We start from the raw sequence: 15054 nt of genomic DNA, 5'->3' as shown, positions 1-15054 counted from the left end.
TCGATCCGCCGAAGCCGAAAGGCTTCGGCGGATTTTTCATTTTGCTGACAGCCGTTGCGGAGACTCATCGGACCTCATGGCCGGAAACTTGTCCATCGCCGCCGAAAGCGGGATAGAGTGCGTCTGGGTGCGCGCAGGGCCGGGGACGGCTGGTGTTTGAAGGCTTCTACAAGGTGAGATTTCAGCTCGGCGACCGGGTCGGCCGGAGCGTGATGCATGCCGGCAACGGCAAGATGCTCGGCGGCAATTCGGCCTTCGCCCATATCGGCACCTACGTGAAGACCGAAGCCGGCGTCGACGTCGTGATCAACACCGTCCGCCACAACCCCGATCCGAACTATCGCGCCATGGCGGGCACGGACGATGCGACGTTGCTTGCCAAGGGCTGGGCCGACGGCGATCTCTATCGCTTCAAGGGCGAGCTCAAGGAGCTGCCCGGCGTACCCTTTCAGTCGTTGATGACACCGATCACCGAAGACGAGATGCCGATCGCCGGCGGTGTCGGCGAGGCCGGTATCGCCGACGGGCTCTACTCGGTGCATCTGCGCATGCTCGATGGCGTCGACGGCGGTCTCACCGGCGTGATGCTGCTCAACAAGGGCCGCATCCTCGGCGGCGATGCATCGTTCTATTATCTCGGCAGCTACACCGCCGCCAACGGGCGCTGGAAGGGCCAGATCCTCAATCAGGAGCACACGCCGGCCAAGGACGATCCGATCTTCGGCGGCCACGAGGTCGGCATCGGCTTCTCCGGCACCTATGATGCCGAAGAGGCGGTGGTGGAGGCAACGGCGCTCGCCGGCAAGCGCAGCCTGCGCCTGACCGCCGCGCTCAAGCTGATGCACCGCGCCTGATCGTCACGGGAATCGCTGATGGAAACAATTCGCATGCTCTCGACGCTCGGCCTGATGGGCGCGATGCGCAGCCTCTCCTCCGCGTACGAGACCGCGACCGGCGTCCACATCGATGCCGATTTCGCGCCGACGCTGGCGCTGCTCAAACGGTTGCGCGACGGCGAGGCCGCCGATCTCGTCATCCTCACCCGCGAAGGGCTCGACGAGATGATCGGCGAGGGCCGTGTGATCGCCGAGAGCGCTGCCGATCTCGCGCGCTCCTTCGTCGGCATCGCGGTGCGGGCAGGGCAGGCACATCCCGACATCGCCACGGCATCCGCACTGCGCAACACGCTGCTCGCGGCGCGGTCGGTGGCCTATTCGCGACTGGGGGCGAGCGGGGTCTATTTCGCCCGGTTGATCGCGCAGATGGGGATCGCGGAAGAGATCAACGCCAAGGCCACCATCGTCGAGCAGGGCTTTACCGCGGAGCGGCTCGTGAGCGGCGAGGCCGACCTCGCGGTGCAGCAGATCAGCGAGCTGAAGCAGGTCGAAGGCATCGAGGTGGTCGGCCCGATCCCGCACGATCTGCAAACGCCGGCCGTGTTCTCCGCCGGTCGGATGACAAACGCCGAGAACGCCGACGCCGCTGACCGGCTGCTGCGCTATCTGGCATCGCCCGAGGTGGTCCCCGTGCTGCGCCAATCGGGACTCGAGCCTTGAATTTGCCGAGACTGCGACGCAACCTGGCGTCCATGCGGACTTTCCTCGTTGCCATCCTTCTCACGCTTGCGGTGCCGTTGTCGGGGCATGGGCAATCGGCCGACCTCGTGCTGTGCGACCGGGTCGCGGCCGATCCCAGCGATCCCGACAAGCCGGCCGACGTCAGGGGCGCGACCGAGATTGCGGCCTCCGACGTTGCGACCGCCATCAAGTTCTGCAAGCAGGCCGCGCCGTCGTCGCGGCGCGCGATGTTCGCGCTCGGCCGCGCCTATGCGGCCAACCGGCAACCGGCGGACGCGATGGCAGCCTGGCGCAAAGCTGCCGACAAGGGATCGAGTGCGGCGATGGTCGAGCTCGGCGTGGCCTACGGTACCGGCTCCGGCGTCGCCAGGGACGAAGCGCAGGCGCGGAAATTGTTCGAGAAGGCGGCGCAGGCCGGCAATCCCCGCGGCATCAGCAATCTCGCCGCGCTCGGCGGCAGCGGCGGTGCCGCGCCGGCCGATCCCGCACAGGCGCGCGCATTGCTGGGCAAGGCCGCCGAGACCAACGCGGAGGCGCAGTACCAGCTCGGCATGATGCTCTCCGAAGGCAGGGGCGGGGCGAAGGACGACGCCGCGGCGCGCGCGCTGTTCGAAAAGGCTGCCGCGCAAAACCATCCCGGCGCGCTGGAGCGGATGGGCGCCTTCGCGCAGGAGGGCCGCGGCGGGCCAAAGGACAAGGACGCCGCGAAATCCTACTACGAGCGCGCCGCAGCGCTCGGCGACGAGGATGCCAAGCAGGCGCTGGAGCGGCTGCGCTGTCCCTATGCGATCAAGGACAAGCAGGGCAAGCTCGTCACCACGCTGTGCTTCTAAAGCCCGATGAACGCGCTGTAGATTTATTTGTGAGCATGATCTTTTCGGGAAACCGCTGCGCATTTTTCCGGATCATGCCGTAGCACCTCGGCCGGCGGGTTCGAAGCCGGCTTTGGTGAGTGCGCAAGGACCGTTCGCGACCGGCCAAACAAAAAAACTCGAAAAACAACCCCATGCACAGTAGCCAAGTGGTTGAAATCACAGGCCTGCAAATGGTGTGAAATCGCCATATGCGGAATTGCCGAAATTGCTTGCGCCGTCGGGCAAAACAGGCGCATGATGGCATCATGGCAGGGCGTGGCTTCGCGAATGGCCCTGCGCGAAAAAGCCCGATGGTCTTGATGCGATGGCAGTGCTAGGTAGCGCGTGCTTTCCTTATGATTTTGCGGGTCACTTGCGTTGCTGGACGGGCTCTACAAGGTTGAATACGGCGTCAACGATGCCTTCGGCCGCAGCATCATGTGCATGCATGATGGCAAGCTGCTGGGCGGAAATTCGGCCTTCGCGCATCTCGGAAGCTATTTCGAGCGCGACGGCGAGATCATCGCCGAAGTCATCACCGAACGGCACAACGACGATCCCAACTACAAGCCGCTGATGGGGGCTGATGTCGCCGCGATCGGCGCGCGCGGCCGACTCGTCGGCAACCAGATCCGTCTCGCGGGCAGCGCGGACACGATGCCGGGCGCCGGTTTCTGGGCCAATCTCACGCGGCTCGATGACGAGGGGCTGCCGCCGCAGGGGACGATCGGTCCAGGCGGGGTGGTGAACGGGCTCTATGCGATCCATCTGCGCGCGCTCGACGGTGTCGATGCCGGGCTCTCCGGCGTCATGCTGCTGATGGACGGCCGCATCCTCGGCGGAGATGCGTTCTTCTACTATCTCGGCTCCTATTCCTCGGCTGACGGCCGCTGGAAGGGCGAGATCCTCAACCAGGAGCACACGCCGGCGAAAGGCGAGAACCCCGTGTTCGGCGGTTATGAGGTCGGGATCGGCTTCTCCGGTACCTGCACGGCGGACAGCGGCGAGCTCGAAGGCATCGCGCTCGCCGGCAAGCGCAGCCTGCGGCTTGCGGCTTCGCTCAAGCTGATGCGAAGGGCGTAGGGCAGGTTACTCAAAGCTTTGGGATCTCCGCTCGAGAGGCTCAACAGGCCTGACGTCCGAGCCGCGGCAATGTCGGCAGGTGACCCCCAAGCGGACATATCGAAATCAAGACAGATCGAAACGGCCGAGACGAGAAGCACTGCGGCTCAGCTAGGGAAGTCCTTTTGTCATCGTAAAGGGATTGAACCCACGTTCCGCAAGGGCAGCCCACGAAGCTGCGCCAAGATGTGACAATCGGAAATAGTTTCGCGGCTTGGTCGGGTCGGTGTCCAACACGAACCCCGTCGGTAACGCGCGGACAGTCGTGGCATAGAACCCACCATCGGGCGACCTCTGGGATTCGATGACAGCGATCAGCGATTCTGCCCTCTTCGTCTTGCCGAGCAATTTCATCAAGAGAGCCATTTGGCTCGTCCCTTCGGTCCACACACCGTCTCGGTCTTCACCGTAAGAAAAGCCTCCGCCGACACTCATTCGCTGTTCGGCGGTCGTCATTGCCGATGCAAATTTCCCGGCCGCTCCGTGAAGCGCTGTTAAAGGCCAGATCTGGGCATCCAGAGCCAAAATCGGATTATGCGTGACACCGTCTTCAGCGGTTCCTGCGGCGAAACAGACGCACCCCGGATCCCACATCGTATTTACAAAGTACTCGGCAACCGTTGCCTTATCGCGCCAGCGCGAATCGCCTGTGCGGATCGCAAGAAGGCCAAACGCGGCGGCGAGGTCAGTATTATGTTCAGTCGATTTCCACGTCCGCACTTCCGGCGTCGGTTCGTGCCCAAACGTACCTCCCGTGAAACCGCCAGTACCGCGCGTATCGGCCCATTGCGCGACCCAAGCGCCAAGCCGCGCTGCACCATCGCGAAACGGGGAGCCGGTGTTCACATCATCAATCGACAGCAACGCCAACATGGCCCATGCCATGTTACCAACATCGCTTCCCACCTGATATCGATCCTCCAACCATTCGTTCCGATTATTGTCCCACCAACCCGGAAGTTTGGCGGAGCCATTCGCCACCACACCCGCGGCGTAAGCGTTTCGGAGCCGTCCATCATGCCAGGTCCGGTCATTATCGACGGCCCAGAGGATCGCCGCGCCCATCCGACTTGCTTTGTCTCGCTCACCGCAACCGACCAACGCGATGACGGCCACCGCATTGTCATAGAGGTATGCGGCGCCATGGAGAGGCCCCGATTCCACGGTCGGATAGCTGGGCAAAAACAACGGCCCTGGCTGCGCCTTATCAATTTGACTAGCGAGGTACCCGCATGCAGACGCTTCCGGTGTTGCCAAAGCCCGTAGTGGAGCGGTGGCTAAAATGATTATGAAGGTCGTTACGATCCATACGAAGGTTTCTATTCGGGCCACTTGGCCGTTCTCCAGGGTGGACGATGATTCTATACCCATCGGCGAAGTCTGGAAGTGGCCCCATCGCAATCGCGCTTGCGGTGCCCGCTCATGTCCGAAGTTAAGGGTAGACCGCCCGTCCTAACTGCCCACGGCCGAAACCGGCGCTATTGACCCACCGCGGACTCCGACGCATCGAGCTCCCCCTGAGGGAGTGGACGGTCGGGTTCCGATACTCGGAACTAATCGGGATCGCAACGGGATTCACATGCCTTAATGAAGCCGCGCACGACCGCTGCTTTAATTCGCGGTTCGGTAGCGAACTTGAGTAATGGGGGCGATCATGCAGGACTTTCAAGCTGAGCTGGCCTCTCGGCTCAACGAACTCTATTGCCGGCTCTCAGAACTGGAAAATCTTCGACTTCAGATCGAAGATGCGGAGCGATGCCATCGGGTTGTGATTGCACCGCCGCCCCTCGCAACTATTTCGCCGTCAAGCTCGAAAAGAGCCTGCACTTCGCTGAGGGAGCGGACGCGCTTTTGACCACCCGTGGCGGACATCGCTGTGTTGAGCTATAAGCGCAGTAGCGAACGTCCTTTTGGCATCATCTGATGGAGCAGCAAGGTCAGTGGCAGGTCGCTGGTAGTGCGCCCGAAGTGTACGAACGGGAGTTGGTCCCGGCTGTGTTTGGGCCATGGGCCCCCGTCCTGATAGAGCTCGCTCGGCCGAAGCTGGGCGAACGCGTAGTCGATATTGCTTGCGGCACTGGAATAGTGGCGCGCCTTGCGGCGGTGAAGGTGGGCCCTACCGGGATCGTGACGGGCATCGATCTCAATCCTGGCATGTTGAACGTGGCACGATCGCTCGGGATGGCCGATGACGCTGCCTCGGTTCAATGGCAGGAGGCCAGTGCAGACAAACTGCCGTCCGCTGACAGCGCGTTTGATATTGCGTACTGCCAACTCGGCCTCCAGTTCTTCGCCGACAGACCAGCTGCTTTGCGCGAAATGCGCAGAGTTCTATCTTCAAGGGGAAGGCTCGCCCTCATGGTGTGGTGCGGCATCGATCAAAGTCCCGGGTTTGAATCTTTAGCCAAAATACTGGAGCGCCACGTCGGTCCAGCGGCGGCCACAATCATGCGAGCTCCATTTGGACTCGCCGATGCCGATGAGCTGAGCCGACTTGTCGCTGCTGCGAACTTTCAGGATATCACGGTTCAACGGAGGGTCGGTGCCATCGAGTTTCCATCCGTCGAACGATTTGTATCTAGCTATCTTGCGGGTTCGCCACTGGCCAGTCATGTATCGCAAGCAAGCGAGGTGGCTCGCGAACACCTGGCCGAAGATACCAAGTTGGAGTTGGGAAAATACGTGGGTAGTAGCGGGTTATCGTTCCCGATAGCAGCTCACCTACTCACCGCAACCGCTTGATACGTCCGCTGATGGCATGGCCCTTAGCGGACCGCTGGCCTAGCCGCGCGGCCCCCGAGGGAGTGGATGATCCGCCGGTTTGCACGGGAACTTTTGTGCACTTTTGCACTTATCAGTCCTGCCGCGATGGTCGCGCTGATCAAGCGCTCCATCGAACTCCTCCAAGCTTCAGCTCCTAAAGTTCAAAGCCGAATGCCATCCGGTCGTCGACCTCCGAGCGATGCACCGTCCTGAGGGGAGTGAACTTCATCCATCCGTGCACGATGAGGCTTGAGCGGGGGGCTCATTTGGCGATGCCCGCTTCTGGCCCGTGGCTGACCTCAGCCCAGAGCGCGGCGATGTCCGCTTCGTGCAAGTGACCCGACCAAGGTTATGCTGGCTGAAGAGGGCAGCCTTTGACCCCTGGCAGACCTAGGCTGGGCGCTTGCTCGAGCTGGTCAGACGATCATGAGACATCGGCTGCAGTATGCCGTACATCAGTGTCCGCCATAACCATTCGACCGGGCCGTACCTGTACCGGTCTAACCACCAACCGCTGAGAAATACCTGGCAGACGTAGACGAAAAGCCCGATAGCCAGTGCTTCGCCGCCCCGAGCTGCCCAAATAGCCCGAGGCCGTATCCGTAGAAAATCCAGCCAAAGATCATGGACTGAGCGAGGTAATTCGTGAATGCCATGCGCCCTAGCGGCGCAGCCCAGCCCAGCAATCGCTTGCCGTTCGCCAGATCGGCGACGGCGATGATCATTGCACCGTAGCCGAAAGCCAGCAGGATCGTGCCGGTGGGAGTGGCCAGTGCGCCGAGACCGACGCCCGCTACGACGCCGCTTACTCTTAGGAGGATCAAGACTGCGCCTAGCCCAGTACAGCTGATTGCTGTCAAGAACAGGAGTGGACGATCTCGCTTCCTCAAGGCATTGCTGCGCCAGACGAGGGCACCAATCAAAAATAGCCCTATCGTCCGCGGGAATACGTAGATGTGGAGAGGAACGATCACGGGGATTTCGCTGACCCGGAACGCCAGCACCTGCCCGAAGCTGCCCCCTGCATAGACCTGATTGGCTTCAAGCACATGGCCTTGCAACGAAGCCAAGCTGGGAAACAATCCAGGAGGGGACCACACCTGCATGGCCAAATACAGCGCCAGGAATGTCGCCGCGCCGCATGAAAGCAGCCAGCGGGGGCCAAACAGGAATGGTAGGACGACTAACCCTGCGATCGCATATTCGGTAAGAATGTCACCATTCCAGATCAGGAAAAGGTGAATCAGTCCAAACGTCAGCAAGGCGATCAGACGGCGAAACAACAGAAGCGCGCGATGCGGGTTCGTCGAGAGGTGCTCATATTGAATGGCAAGTCCAACTCCGAATAACAGTGAGAACAGGGCAAATGCCTTCATATCGACCGCGAGCATCAAGACTGTCTCGACCGCGCGGTCAAACGGAGGTGCCGGTCGCCCGGCGGGTAAGAACTGCTCGAAGATTGAGACGCGGAATTCAGTGACGACGTTAATAGCAAGGACGCCGAGCAACGCCAGGCCGCGAAGCACATCGATAGTTTCGATGCGCTGCCTTGGGTTCACAGGGCCGGAGCGGCTCTCACAGCTTATGGCGACCATGCGCGAGCACTATAGGTTGGGGGAGGAGATTGGGCCAGTTCAGTTCTGGTATTGGCCGGCCTGCAGCGGACTTCGGTGCATCGGTACTAGAGAGCCTATGGTCGTCTATTCCGGGAGGAGAGCTTGAAGAACATTCAGATTATAGATCGCGCGGTCAACGCGACGTTCAGCTTGTTTCAAGCGACCGATGATGAGTTCGCTGCTATCTTTCCCGGCCCGGGCCAAGACATGGAGTTGATTGAGGACTTTACCGAACGCGCTGGGGAAGAGCAGGCTTTGCGAATATTGTCGCCCGTATGGGGGCGCCCCATTTTGAAGCGCGATGCGCAAGGTGTCCACGGGACGCTGTACTTCGAGTATGCCGACCGGAGGCAATCTCTTCCGGAATCTAAGAGAGAGGTCGATTGGCCCGATTCTTACGTTAATCTTGCGCAGCGCAAGCTGTTTGCCAGTATCTGGCCCTGCGACTCGCGGCGATGTCGGCTTGTAACCCGTTGCAGACGTTCGGACGACCAGCCAGATTATAATTGTGAACAACGTCACAGAGCCGAAGCTTGCCTTTTGGCAAGCTCTACCTACGCTGCGCACATGTTGTTCGGGGCTGCGATGGGCGCGTTTCCCTGCGTTTTATTGGTCTTTTCATCTTGCTTGCTTGCGGCTCAGCGGGAGGCGGACCGACGTGCAAGCTGCGCGAGGCTGGTAGCGGCAGTCAATGCGGCACAGTTCGGCCAAGTTTGATCCGAGAGTTCGCTGGCGAATGGGGGCACTGATGGCCAAACTGTATTGGATCTGTGCTGCCGTACTCGGCTGCTTGATGTCGCCTGTGCAAGCTGCCGGTGTTCAGCTTCTGGATACCGATCCAAATCTGGCTGGCGCTATATGGTACCCTTGCGCAGCAGCGGCGCAACGAGTGCCCCTCGGCAAACTCACTGTCCAATTCATTGAATCGATTGAAGGTACGAAGGACTGTCCCGTCACAGGAACGAACTTGCCACTCGTGATCGTCTCGCACGGACGCGGCGGTTGGTTCGGACAACACGATGACACGGTGCAGGCCCTGGCAAACGCTGGATTTGTCGTCGCCTCGATCAACCTTCCGGGTGACAATGGAAACGATTCCTCGCAACGAGACAGCCTTTCCATTCTGGCAACCCGGCCCGCCAGCATTATCCGATTGCTTGATTTCATCTTGAATGACTGGAAAGACCGGGCTGCGATTGATTCCTCCAGGATCGGCTTCTTTGGGTTTTCGCTCGGCGCCTATACCGGATTGGTGTTGGCGGGCGGCAATCCCGATCTCCGGAGATTTGCGCTCTACTGCTCGGACGCGAACCGAACGCGGGCATGCGAGCAACTCCGTAGCGGCGACATACCAAGCAGCTTGCCTCACGAACCTCGTATCCGAGCCGCAGTGCTCGCCGATACGGCAATTAACTTTGCCTTTCCCGCTGACCGCTTGGCAGACATCACAATCCCGCTGCTGATCTGGCGATCAGAGTTTGGCGGCGCAGGCGTAGACCCGAAAAACTCAGCGCTCGTTGCTCAGTCGCTGCCCGGCAAAAAGGAAGTGCGCGTGGTGCCTGCCGGTCATTTTGCTTTCCTGTCGCCATGCACGGCAGAGTTCGCGGAGAAGCTTCCTCGCTTCTGTACTGACCCGCCGGGTTTCGACAGGACGGCATTCCATCGCGAGTTCAACGCCAGCATCATCAATTTCTTTCGAGAGACTCTCGTTCGCCAGGGCGAGAGCCGTTAGCAGCCGATCTATGAGCGCGATGGACGGCCGCATCCTGGGCGGCGATGCGTTCTTCTACTATCTCGCGGCGAGCTCGAAGGCATCGCACTCGCTGGGAAGCGCAGCCTGCGATTGGCGGCATCGCTCAAGCTGATGAGGCGGGCCCAGAACGGTTACTCAGAGATCTCGGATGTCTGCCGAGAGGGTAACGCAGGCCTGACGTGCGACCGCGGCGAGGTCGGCAAGTGAGCCCAAGCTGACGTCTGGCCCAATATCAGCACGTTTTGACGAGATCATTAGTTTATGCTTATCATTAGTTATGGCTAATGATAGATCCGCTACCGTAACGGCAACCCTTCGGCGAAGCATGGCTAAAGACAGCGTGCAACTGGCCGCTCTGGGCGATTCGACCCGCAGACGAATATTCGCATTGCTGGGCGCGCGGCCGCGCACTGTCGTTGAACTCACCCGTGAACTGACTGTCTCCCAGTCAGCCGTCTCTCAGCATCTGAAGGTGCTGCGCGAATCTCATTTGGTTCGTGCCGAGCCGAAGGGAGCCAGCAACATTTATCACATCGATCCAGCGGGGCTCAGCCAGATGCGCGCCTGGCTTGACCGGTTCTGGAGCAGCACACTGGCTGCGTACAAAGTGGCCGTAGAAAAATCAGTGGAGGACCAGAAATGAGCATCCGTGTATCGGCGGCACCCATCAAACAATCGATCGTGGTTGAGGCGCCTATCGAGCGCGCGTTTAAGGTCTTTACGGAAGACTTCGGCAGCTTCAAACCACGCGAGCACAATCTGCTCTCCGTGCCCATCGCAGAGACCGTGTTCGAGCCCCGGGTCGGCGGTCACATCTATGATCGAGGTGTCGACGGCAGCGAATGCCGCTGGGCGCGTGTGTTGGCTTTTGAGCCGCCGAATCGCGTGCTTCTAAGCTGGGACATCAGCCCGCGCTGGCAAATCGAAACCGATCCAGACAAGACCAGTGAATGGGAGGTGCGGTTCATTGCCGAGACGCCAAGCCGGACTCGATTGGAACTTGAGCACCGTCACCTCGAACGTCATGGCCAAGGTTGGGAAGGCGTGAGCGAAGGCGTTGAAGGCGATCAGGGTTGGCCGCTCTACCTGAAACGGTTCGCCGAGCGGATAGCCCGCGAGGCTTGATATCCGCGTAACCTATGCGACGTGATCGCATTTGCGGAGGTCCTTATGACAGCCTACTGGCTTAGCATTGTCGGGGTGCTTGCCCTTTGCCTCCTGTCAATTTTGCTGGCGGTCTATTCAGGATTCTCCAAAGGCAGGGCCGGGGCACTCTCCGGACCTGTCTTGCCGTTGGATGACGATAACCTGCTGTACCGGATCGATCGCGTCCACATGAACGCAGTGGAGGCGCTGCCGCCTTTTGTCGTCCCGACAGTCCTGGCTACGTTGGCAGGGGTAAGACCCGTCACGCTTGCAACGCTTGTATGGGTCTATGTCGCAATTCGTCTGATCCACGTTGCGGTCTATTTGCGCGGCGGTAACGCGGCCAAAGGCGGCAGCGTCAGAACCATTCTCTATGTTTCAGGTGCCCTCGTAACGGTCATCCTCATTGTCGTAACCGCCCTGGCAGCCATCCACTAGGGTATCAACGCTGGCCGCCTGACGACAGCGGCTTTTGGCCCGAAGCGAGCGATCTGTGCAATTCGCAAGTTGTGGCCCTGCAGACGTGGGCTGCAGCGTGAAATTCAGCATGATCTGATGAAGCTGCTGAACTGGAAATTCTGTACCGATTGCCACGGCGTCGCGTGCTTATGACGCCGATGATCCGTCAATGTGAAGCCGGCGCCGAGCAGTGCGGTGATGCTGTCAGCGGTGTGACGTGTCACGGGCAAGCCGCTGCATTTCTCCGGACCATCGATTGCGAATGTGCCGATGATGACATGACCGCCAATTTTTACGGTTCTTCGGACGCACGCGACATAAGCCGCTTGTTCTTCCGGCGCGGTGAGAAAATGGAACGCTGCACGGTCGTGCCAGATGTCATAATGGCGCGCTGGCTGCCACGTCGTCACATCGGCGACGATCCAATGCACGGCGTCGCCAGCGGCACCGAGCCGTGCACGCGAGGCCGCGAGCGCCGCGTCGGACAGATCAAGGACGGTCAGATCTGCATATCCAGCCGCCAGCAGCGCATCGACGAGCCGAGCCGCCCCACCGCCGATGTCAGCAATCGGTGAGGTAAGCTCTGCGGCGGCCAGTGCGATCAATTCGAGCGAAGGCGACGGGCTCTCCTGGAACCAGCTTAACTCGCGTTCGCCCTTGCTCTCGTATACGTTCTCCCAATGGGCCGCCCGGCCTGAAATCGTCATGAAACCCGATCCCTTCCATGCTGACCCCGCCAATACTCGACCGCAAGCATTACTCCATCCCTTCAGTGTTCTCGCCCTCGGCGCTCCGGCGTGAAGCGCGGCGACAGCGCGGCCTGCCACGGCAGGATGTCCGGAGGTCTGCATTCTAGACCCGGACGGCGATCTCGTCAGGTGACCCAAGGCGGACCATGACCTGCAAATTCCGAGCTGGCGATCACTTCTAAGATTGCCTCGTTGAGCCGGTTTCCCACGCTACCGGCCCAAATTGATTTAGAAGTGGCCCAAATTCGTTCCTGTATCTGGAACTGAGTATCTGGTTTAGAGTCTCGTGATCGCCGCCCGGTCCTTGGCTTTTATCGGTGACAGAGAGTCCTGCACGCTCCCGCCTTTGACAATCGCGGTGAGCTATGTGTGAGAAATGTGACGAGATCGACCAGCGCATTGCGCGGTACAAGTACATAGCATCGCGTATCACCGACCGAATTACGCTCGTTGGCATAACTGAATTAATCGAAGCTGCGCCTGCCAAGAAGGCCGCTTTCCATTGCAAACCCGAGCAACAGTGAGGCCGCGTTGAACCTAAACGCCGGCGGTCCCGACCAATGTCTACTGGAGGATTGCGGTTTCCAGTTCCAACGTGGCGCCACTGAGCATTATTGGGCTTGGTGGCGTTTTCGTTTAGGGGGAATTTCGAAACTCAGAGCGGCCTATTTCGGCCTCGATAGGGCGCTGGCCTGTTTCCCACCTCAGTGGCCCGGTTTGATTTTAGCCCCGTCCTGCCTTTCTTTGTCGCAATCGCTCAGCTTGTCCAAGGCATCAGTGGCTTAACCCACATATAGGGCGTAGACTCAGCCGATCACCGCCCCGCCATCGGCATCTATCGGTGACTGAGAGTATCGCGCTCCCGCCTCCTACCCGGAGAGCACCATGCGCACCAAAGCCGTACAACCCAAATTGTCGTTGCAGAATAGGCTTATGCTCGAGGCCAACCGCCTCGAGGGCGATGCAAACAGGCTGCCCCATGGCCCCCTTCGGGAAGCCATGATCCGCGCAGCGGGACTAACCGAAAGTGCGCATCGAATCGAGAATTGGCTGTCCTCGGCAAGTCTACGAGCGCCAACGTGACCAACGATCGCTGTCGTATTCGTCTTCCTGCATCTCAGCGAGGTCCGAGACGAGCCAGAAGGGGAAGGGCATCCAGGGCAGCCCTGCGGCTTCAGCCGTTATCGCAGCCTGCCGAGCCACAGCGCGGCGAGGGACTGGCGACTGCGCACGGCGAACTTGGCGTAGATCGACTTGACGTGGAAATGCGTGGTGTTCGGACTTTGCTCGAGCTTCTGCGCGATCTGCCTTTCCGTGTCCCCGGCGAGCAGTCCGAGCAACACGCGGCGTTCAGCGGGTGTGAGGGGCGCGTTGGCGATGAGCAGTCCGTGGCTGAGCAATTGTTGACGGTGAAACCATCTCAAGGCGCGCATCACGAAGCCCAGACGCTGGCCGTCCTGTGCCGTAAAGCGGGGTTGCTGCGCATCACGAAATACGAACAGGCGAATCCTCAAATCGTCATTGAGCGCAATGCGCACGGAGATGCTGTCGGCGAAGCCGACGTCCAGATAGTGGCGCCGATAGTGCTTCCCCTTGAACCATTCCGGCGGCAGCGTTTCGAACAGCAGGCGGACGCGGAACGGCTCGTCGCCCGACATTGACAAGATCTGGGACAGGTCGACGTCGTCGGACCAGAGCGTATCGTACTGCTTCTGCACGGATGCCGCCACCGCCGGTATCGGGTCCAGCACCCTGACGAGACGCGGACGCCAGCCGAGCAGGGGATCGGTCCGCTTCGGCGAAGGCAATCGCACGACCACGCCCCACAGCACATTGCGTGCCGACAACATGGTGCGCAGTGCGGACAGCAGGTGGGTCAGCGCGGCGTCACTGTCGGCGACCGAGAAGTCGGCCAGCTGATCCCAGAGCGCATAGACGTCTTGATTTAGCGGATCGATGGGATCCGTGGAGAGATGCATGTCATTTCCAGATTGTGCCGGTCGCCGAGCTCAGAGGCGACCCCAGAGGCCTTCGACCTGCGCGAGCATACATAAAGTACAGCGAACCACCTTTCCAGGTAGTTCTCAGATGCACCAAATGGCGCGATATCGGCACGGTTACCGGGAATACAGATTCTCTCAGCGTAACGACATTGGGAGATCGACGATGCGTACGACGACGGGCGCGCGCCGGCCTCCAAGGCCTGGCGAAGGCCGGACGGAGAGGCGATGGCGGCGCGGTTTTTTCCTCGCCCTGTCATCCGCGGTGCTGATTACACTCTCAGCCTTTGCGCAGCAGCCACCGGCAAGGGTGTCGATCCGCCCCGGGCGTTAGCGTTCCCTGATCAAGCCGCTTTTGCACGCGTTTCCGTCGCTCTCGGAAGTTGATTGGCATGGAAATCTCATGATCCGGCCAGCCTGCCGGGTTTCTGATCGGCTCGTCGAGTCAGAAGAGCACGGCATCGTCGCTTTCATCATCTCGGCACTGCATGCGTCGCGGCGCCGCCTGGCAAGCCGCGTCATACGCCAATGTGAGCATTTGCTCGGAAACGAAGCCCAAAAAACGTCCGGAGAACAAGAATGGTGACGAGCAGAGTGACGCAAACAAGATTGGCGGCCCGATCCCATGCCCACAATGAAACGGGCTGGCTGCTGGCAGTCGCCGCCGCATTCCTCATCGTGCACGCCGCCGCCTGGATCATCTGCGGACATGTTTCGAGCAACGAGGGCGCGCATTCCCAACCTGAGCCGATATGCCTGTCGTGCGATTGACGGCGCTCCTGGATTGCAAACCGATCCGCGGAGTCGATGCGCCGGCGCTCATAAATCGCAGCGAACCACCTTTCTAGGTAGTTCTCAGACCCCTCGTGTGACGCGATATTCGGCGCGGTGACTGGGAAGACGGATTCTCTCTGCGTAACGACATAGTTGAGCGGGCCTCCGCAGAACTTAAGCGCGTGCAGAACACGTTGCCGATATACCACCCCGCCTCGCAATCGTCGCGCCGTGACGATTG

At 60.4% G+C, this 15054-nt stretch carries 15 protein-coding genes and 1 pseudogene; 12 read left to right on the top strand and 4 right to left on the bottom strand.

The window, feature by feature from the left end; all coding sequences use genetic code 11:
- Positions 1–152 precede the first annotated feature (152 nt).
- From BcanWU425_RS22960 to BcanWU425_RS22945, 4 genes are all read left to right on the top strand, one after another.
- A complete protein-coding gene (locus BcanWU425_RS22960) occupies positions 153–854 on the top strand; it encodes a GrlR family regulatory protein (protein ID WP_085352980.1) in 702 nt (233 codons plus the stop codon).
- A gap of 18 nt (positions 855–872) precedes the next feature.
- Entirely contained in the window at positions 873–1556 is a 684-nt protein-coding gene (locus BcanWU425_RS22955) for a substrate-binding domain-containing protein (protein ID WP_085384882.1), read from the top strand.
- Between the two features lie 32 nt (positions 1557–1588).
- Positions 1589–2410 (top strand): tetratricopeptide repeat protein, encoded by an 822-nt coding sequence (locus tag BcanWU425_RS22950; RefSeq protein ID WP_231188583.1) that lies wholly within the window; start codon positions 1589–1591, stop codon positions 2408–2410.
- Between the two features lie 399 nt (positions 2411–2809).
- On the top strand, positions 2810–3514 hold the full coding sequence (locus tag BcanWU425_RS22945) for a GrlR family regulatory protein (protein ID WP_018456325.1): 705 nt from the start codon (positions 2810–2812) through the stop codon (positions 3512–3514).
- A gap of 150 nt (positions 3515–3664) precedes the next feature.
- On the opposite strand, the gene BcanWU425_RS22940 is transcribed toward BcanWU425_RS22945, so the two are convergent.
- A complete protein-coding gene (locus BcanWU425_RS22940; protein WP_231188581.1) occupies positions 3665–4924 on the bottom strand; it encodes a hypothetical protein in 1260 nt (419 codons plus the stop codon).
- A 552-nt stretch (positions 4925–5476) separates the two neighbouring features.
- On the opposite strand from BcanWU425_RS22940, the gene BcanWU425_RS22935 reads away from it, so the two are divergent.
- Positions 5477–6295, top strand: coding sequence for a methyltransferase domain-containing protein (locus tag BcanWU425_RS22935; protein WP_204511025.1), 819 nt, complete (start codon positions 5477–5479; stop codon positions 6293–6295).
- 411 nt (positions 6296–6706) lie between these two features.
- Here BcanWU425_RS22935 and BcanWU425_RS22930 read toward each other — a convergent pair.
- Positions 6707–7422 (bottom strand): annotated as a pseudogene (locus BcanWU425_RS22930) (DUF418 domain-containing protein).
- A gap of 612 nt (positions 7423–8034) precedes the next feature.
- On the opposite strand from BcanWU425_RS22930, the gene BcanWU425_RS22925 reads away from it, so the two are divergent.
- The 6 genes from BcanWU425_RS22925 (at position 8035) to BcanWU425_RS22905 (ending at position 11269) form a co-directional block, all read left to right on the top strand.
- A complete protein-coding gene (locus BcanWU425_RS22925) occupies positions 8035–8649 on the top strand; it encodes a hypothetical protein (RefSeq protein ID WP_231188579.1) in 615 nt (204 codons plus the stop codon).
- Positions 8650–8680: 31 nt separating this feature from the next.
- Entirely contained in the window at positions 8681–9664 is a 984-nt protein-coding gene (locus BcanWU425_RS22920; RefSeq protein WP_026233144.1) for an alpha/beta hydrolase family protein, read from the top strand.
- Between the two features lie 10 nt (positions 9665–9674).
- On the top strand, positions 9675–9797 hold the full coding sequence (locus tag BcanWU425_RS37435; protein WP_018456331.1) for a hypothetical protein: 123 nt from the start codon (positions 9675–9677) through the stop codon (positions 9795–9797).
- A 213-nt stretch (positions 9798–10010) separates the two neighbouring features.
- Positions 10011–10328 (top strand): ArsR/SmtB family transcription factor, encoded by a 318-nt coding sequence (locus tag BcanWU425_RS22915; protein WP_018456332.1) that lies wholly within the window; start codon positions 10011–10013, stop codon positions 10326–10328.
- Positions 10325–10810 carry an SRPBCC family protein gene (locus BcanWU425_RS22910; protein ID WP_204511026.1) on the top strand — a complete coding sequence of 162 codons (486 nt, stop codon included), beginning with the start codon at positions 10325–10327 and terminating at the stop codon, positions 10808–10810. Before BcanWU425_RS22915 ends, BcanWU425_RS22910 begins: the two co-directional genes overlap by 4 nt.
- Positions 10811–10855: 45 nt before the next feature.
- Positions 10856–11269, top strand: coding sequence for an MAPEG family protein (locus BcanWU425_RS22905; protein ID WP_204511027.1), 414 nt, complete (start codon positions 10856–10858; stop codon positions 11267–11269).
- A gap of 104 nt (positions 11270–11373) precedes the next feature.
- On the opposite strand, the gene BcanWU425_RS22900 is transcribed toward BcanWU425_RS22905, so the two are convergent.
- Both BcanWU425_RS22900 and BcanWU425_RS22890 read right to left on the bottom strand, forming a co-directional pair.
- The gene (locus BcanWU425_RS22900) at positions 11374–11997 is read right to left on the bottom strand and encodes a class I SAM-dependent methyltransferase (protein ID WP_204511028.1); all 624 of its coding nucleotides are present in this window, start codon (positions 11995–11997) and stop codon (positions 11374–11376) included.
- A gap of 1223 nt (positions 11998–13220) precedes the next feature.
- Complete coding sequence (locus tag BcanWU425_RS22890; RefSeq protein WP_204511029.1) at positions 13221–14018, bottom strand: helix-turn-helix transcriptional regulator; 798 nt, start codon at positions 14016–14018, stop codon at positions 13221–13223.
- Positions 14019–14442: 424 nt separating this feature from the next.
- On the opposite strand from BcanWU425_RS22890, the gene BcanWU425_RS22885 reads away from it, so the two are divergent.
- Positions 14443–14625 (top strand): hypothetical protein, encoded by a 183-nt coding sequence (locus BcanWU425_RS22885; protein WP_204511030.1) that lies wholly within the window; start codon positions 14443–14445, stop codon positions 14623–14625.
- Positions 14626–15054 lie beyond the last annotated feature (429 nt).

This window comes from Bradyrhizobium sp. WU425 (assembly GCF_021052305.1).
Taxonomy (GTDB): domain Bacteria; phylum Pseudomonadota; class Alphaproteobacteria; order Rhizobiales; family Xanthobacteraceae; genus Bradyrhizobium; species Bradyrhizobium canariense_D.
The sequence above is the reverse complement of the archived record's forward strand: the minus strand, read 5'-3'. Positions and strand labels throughout refer to the sequence as shown.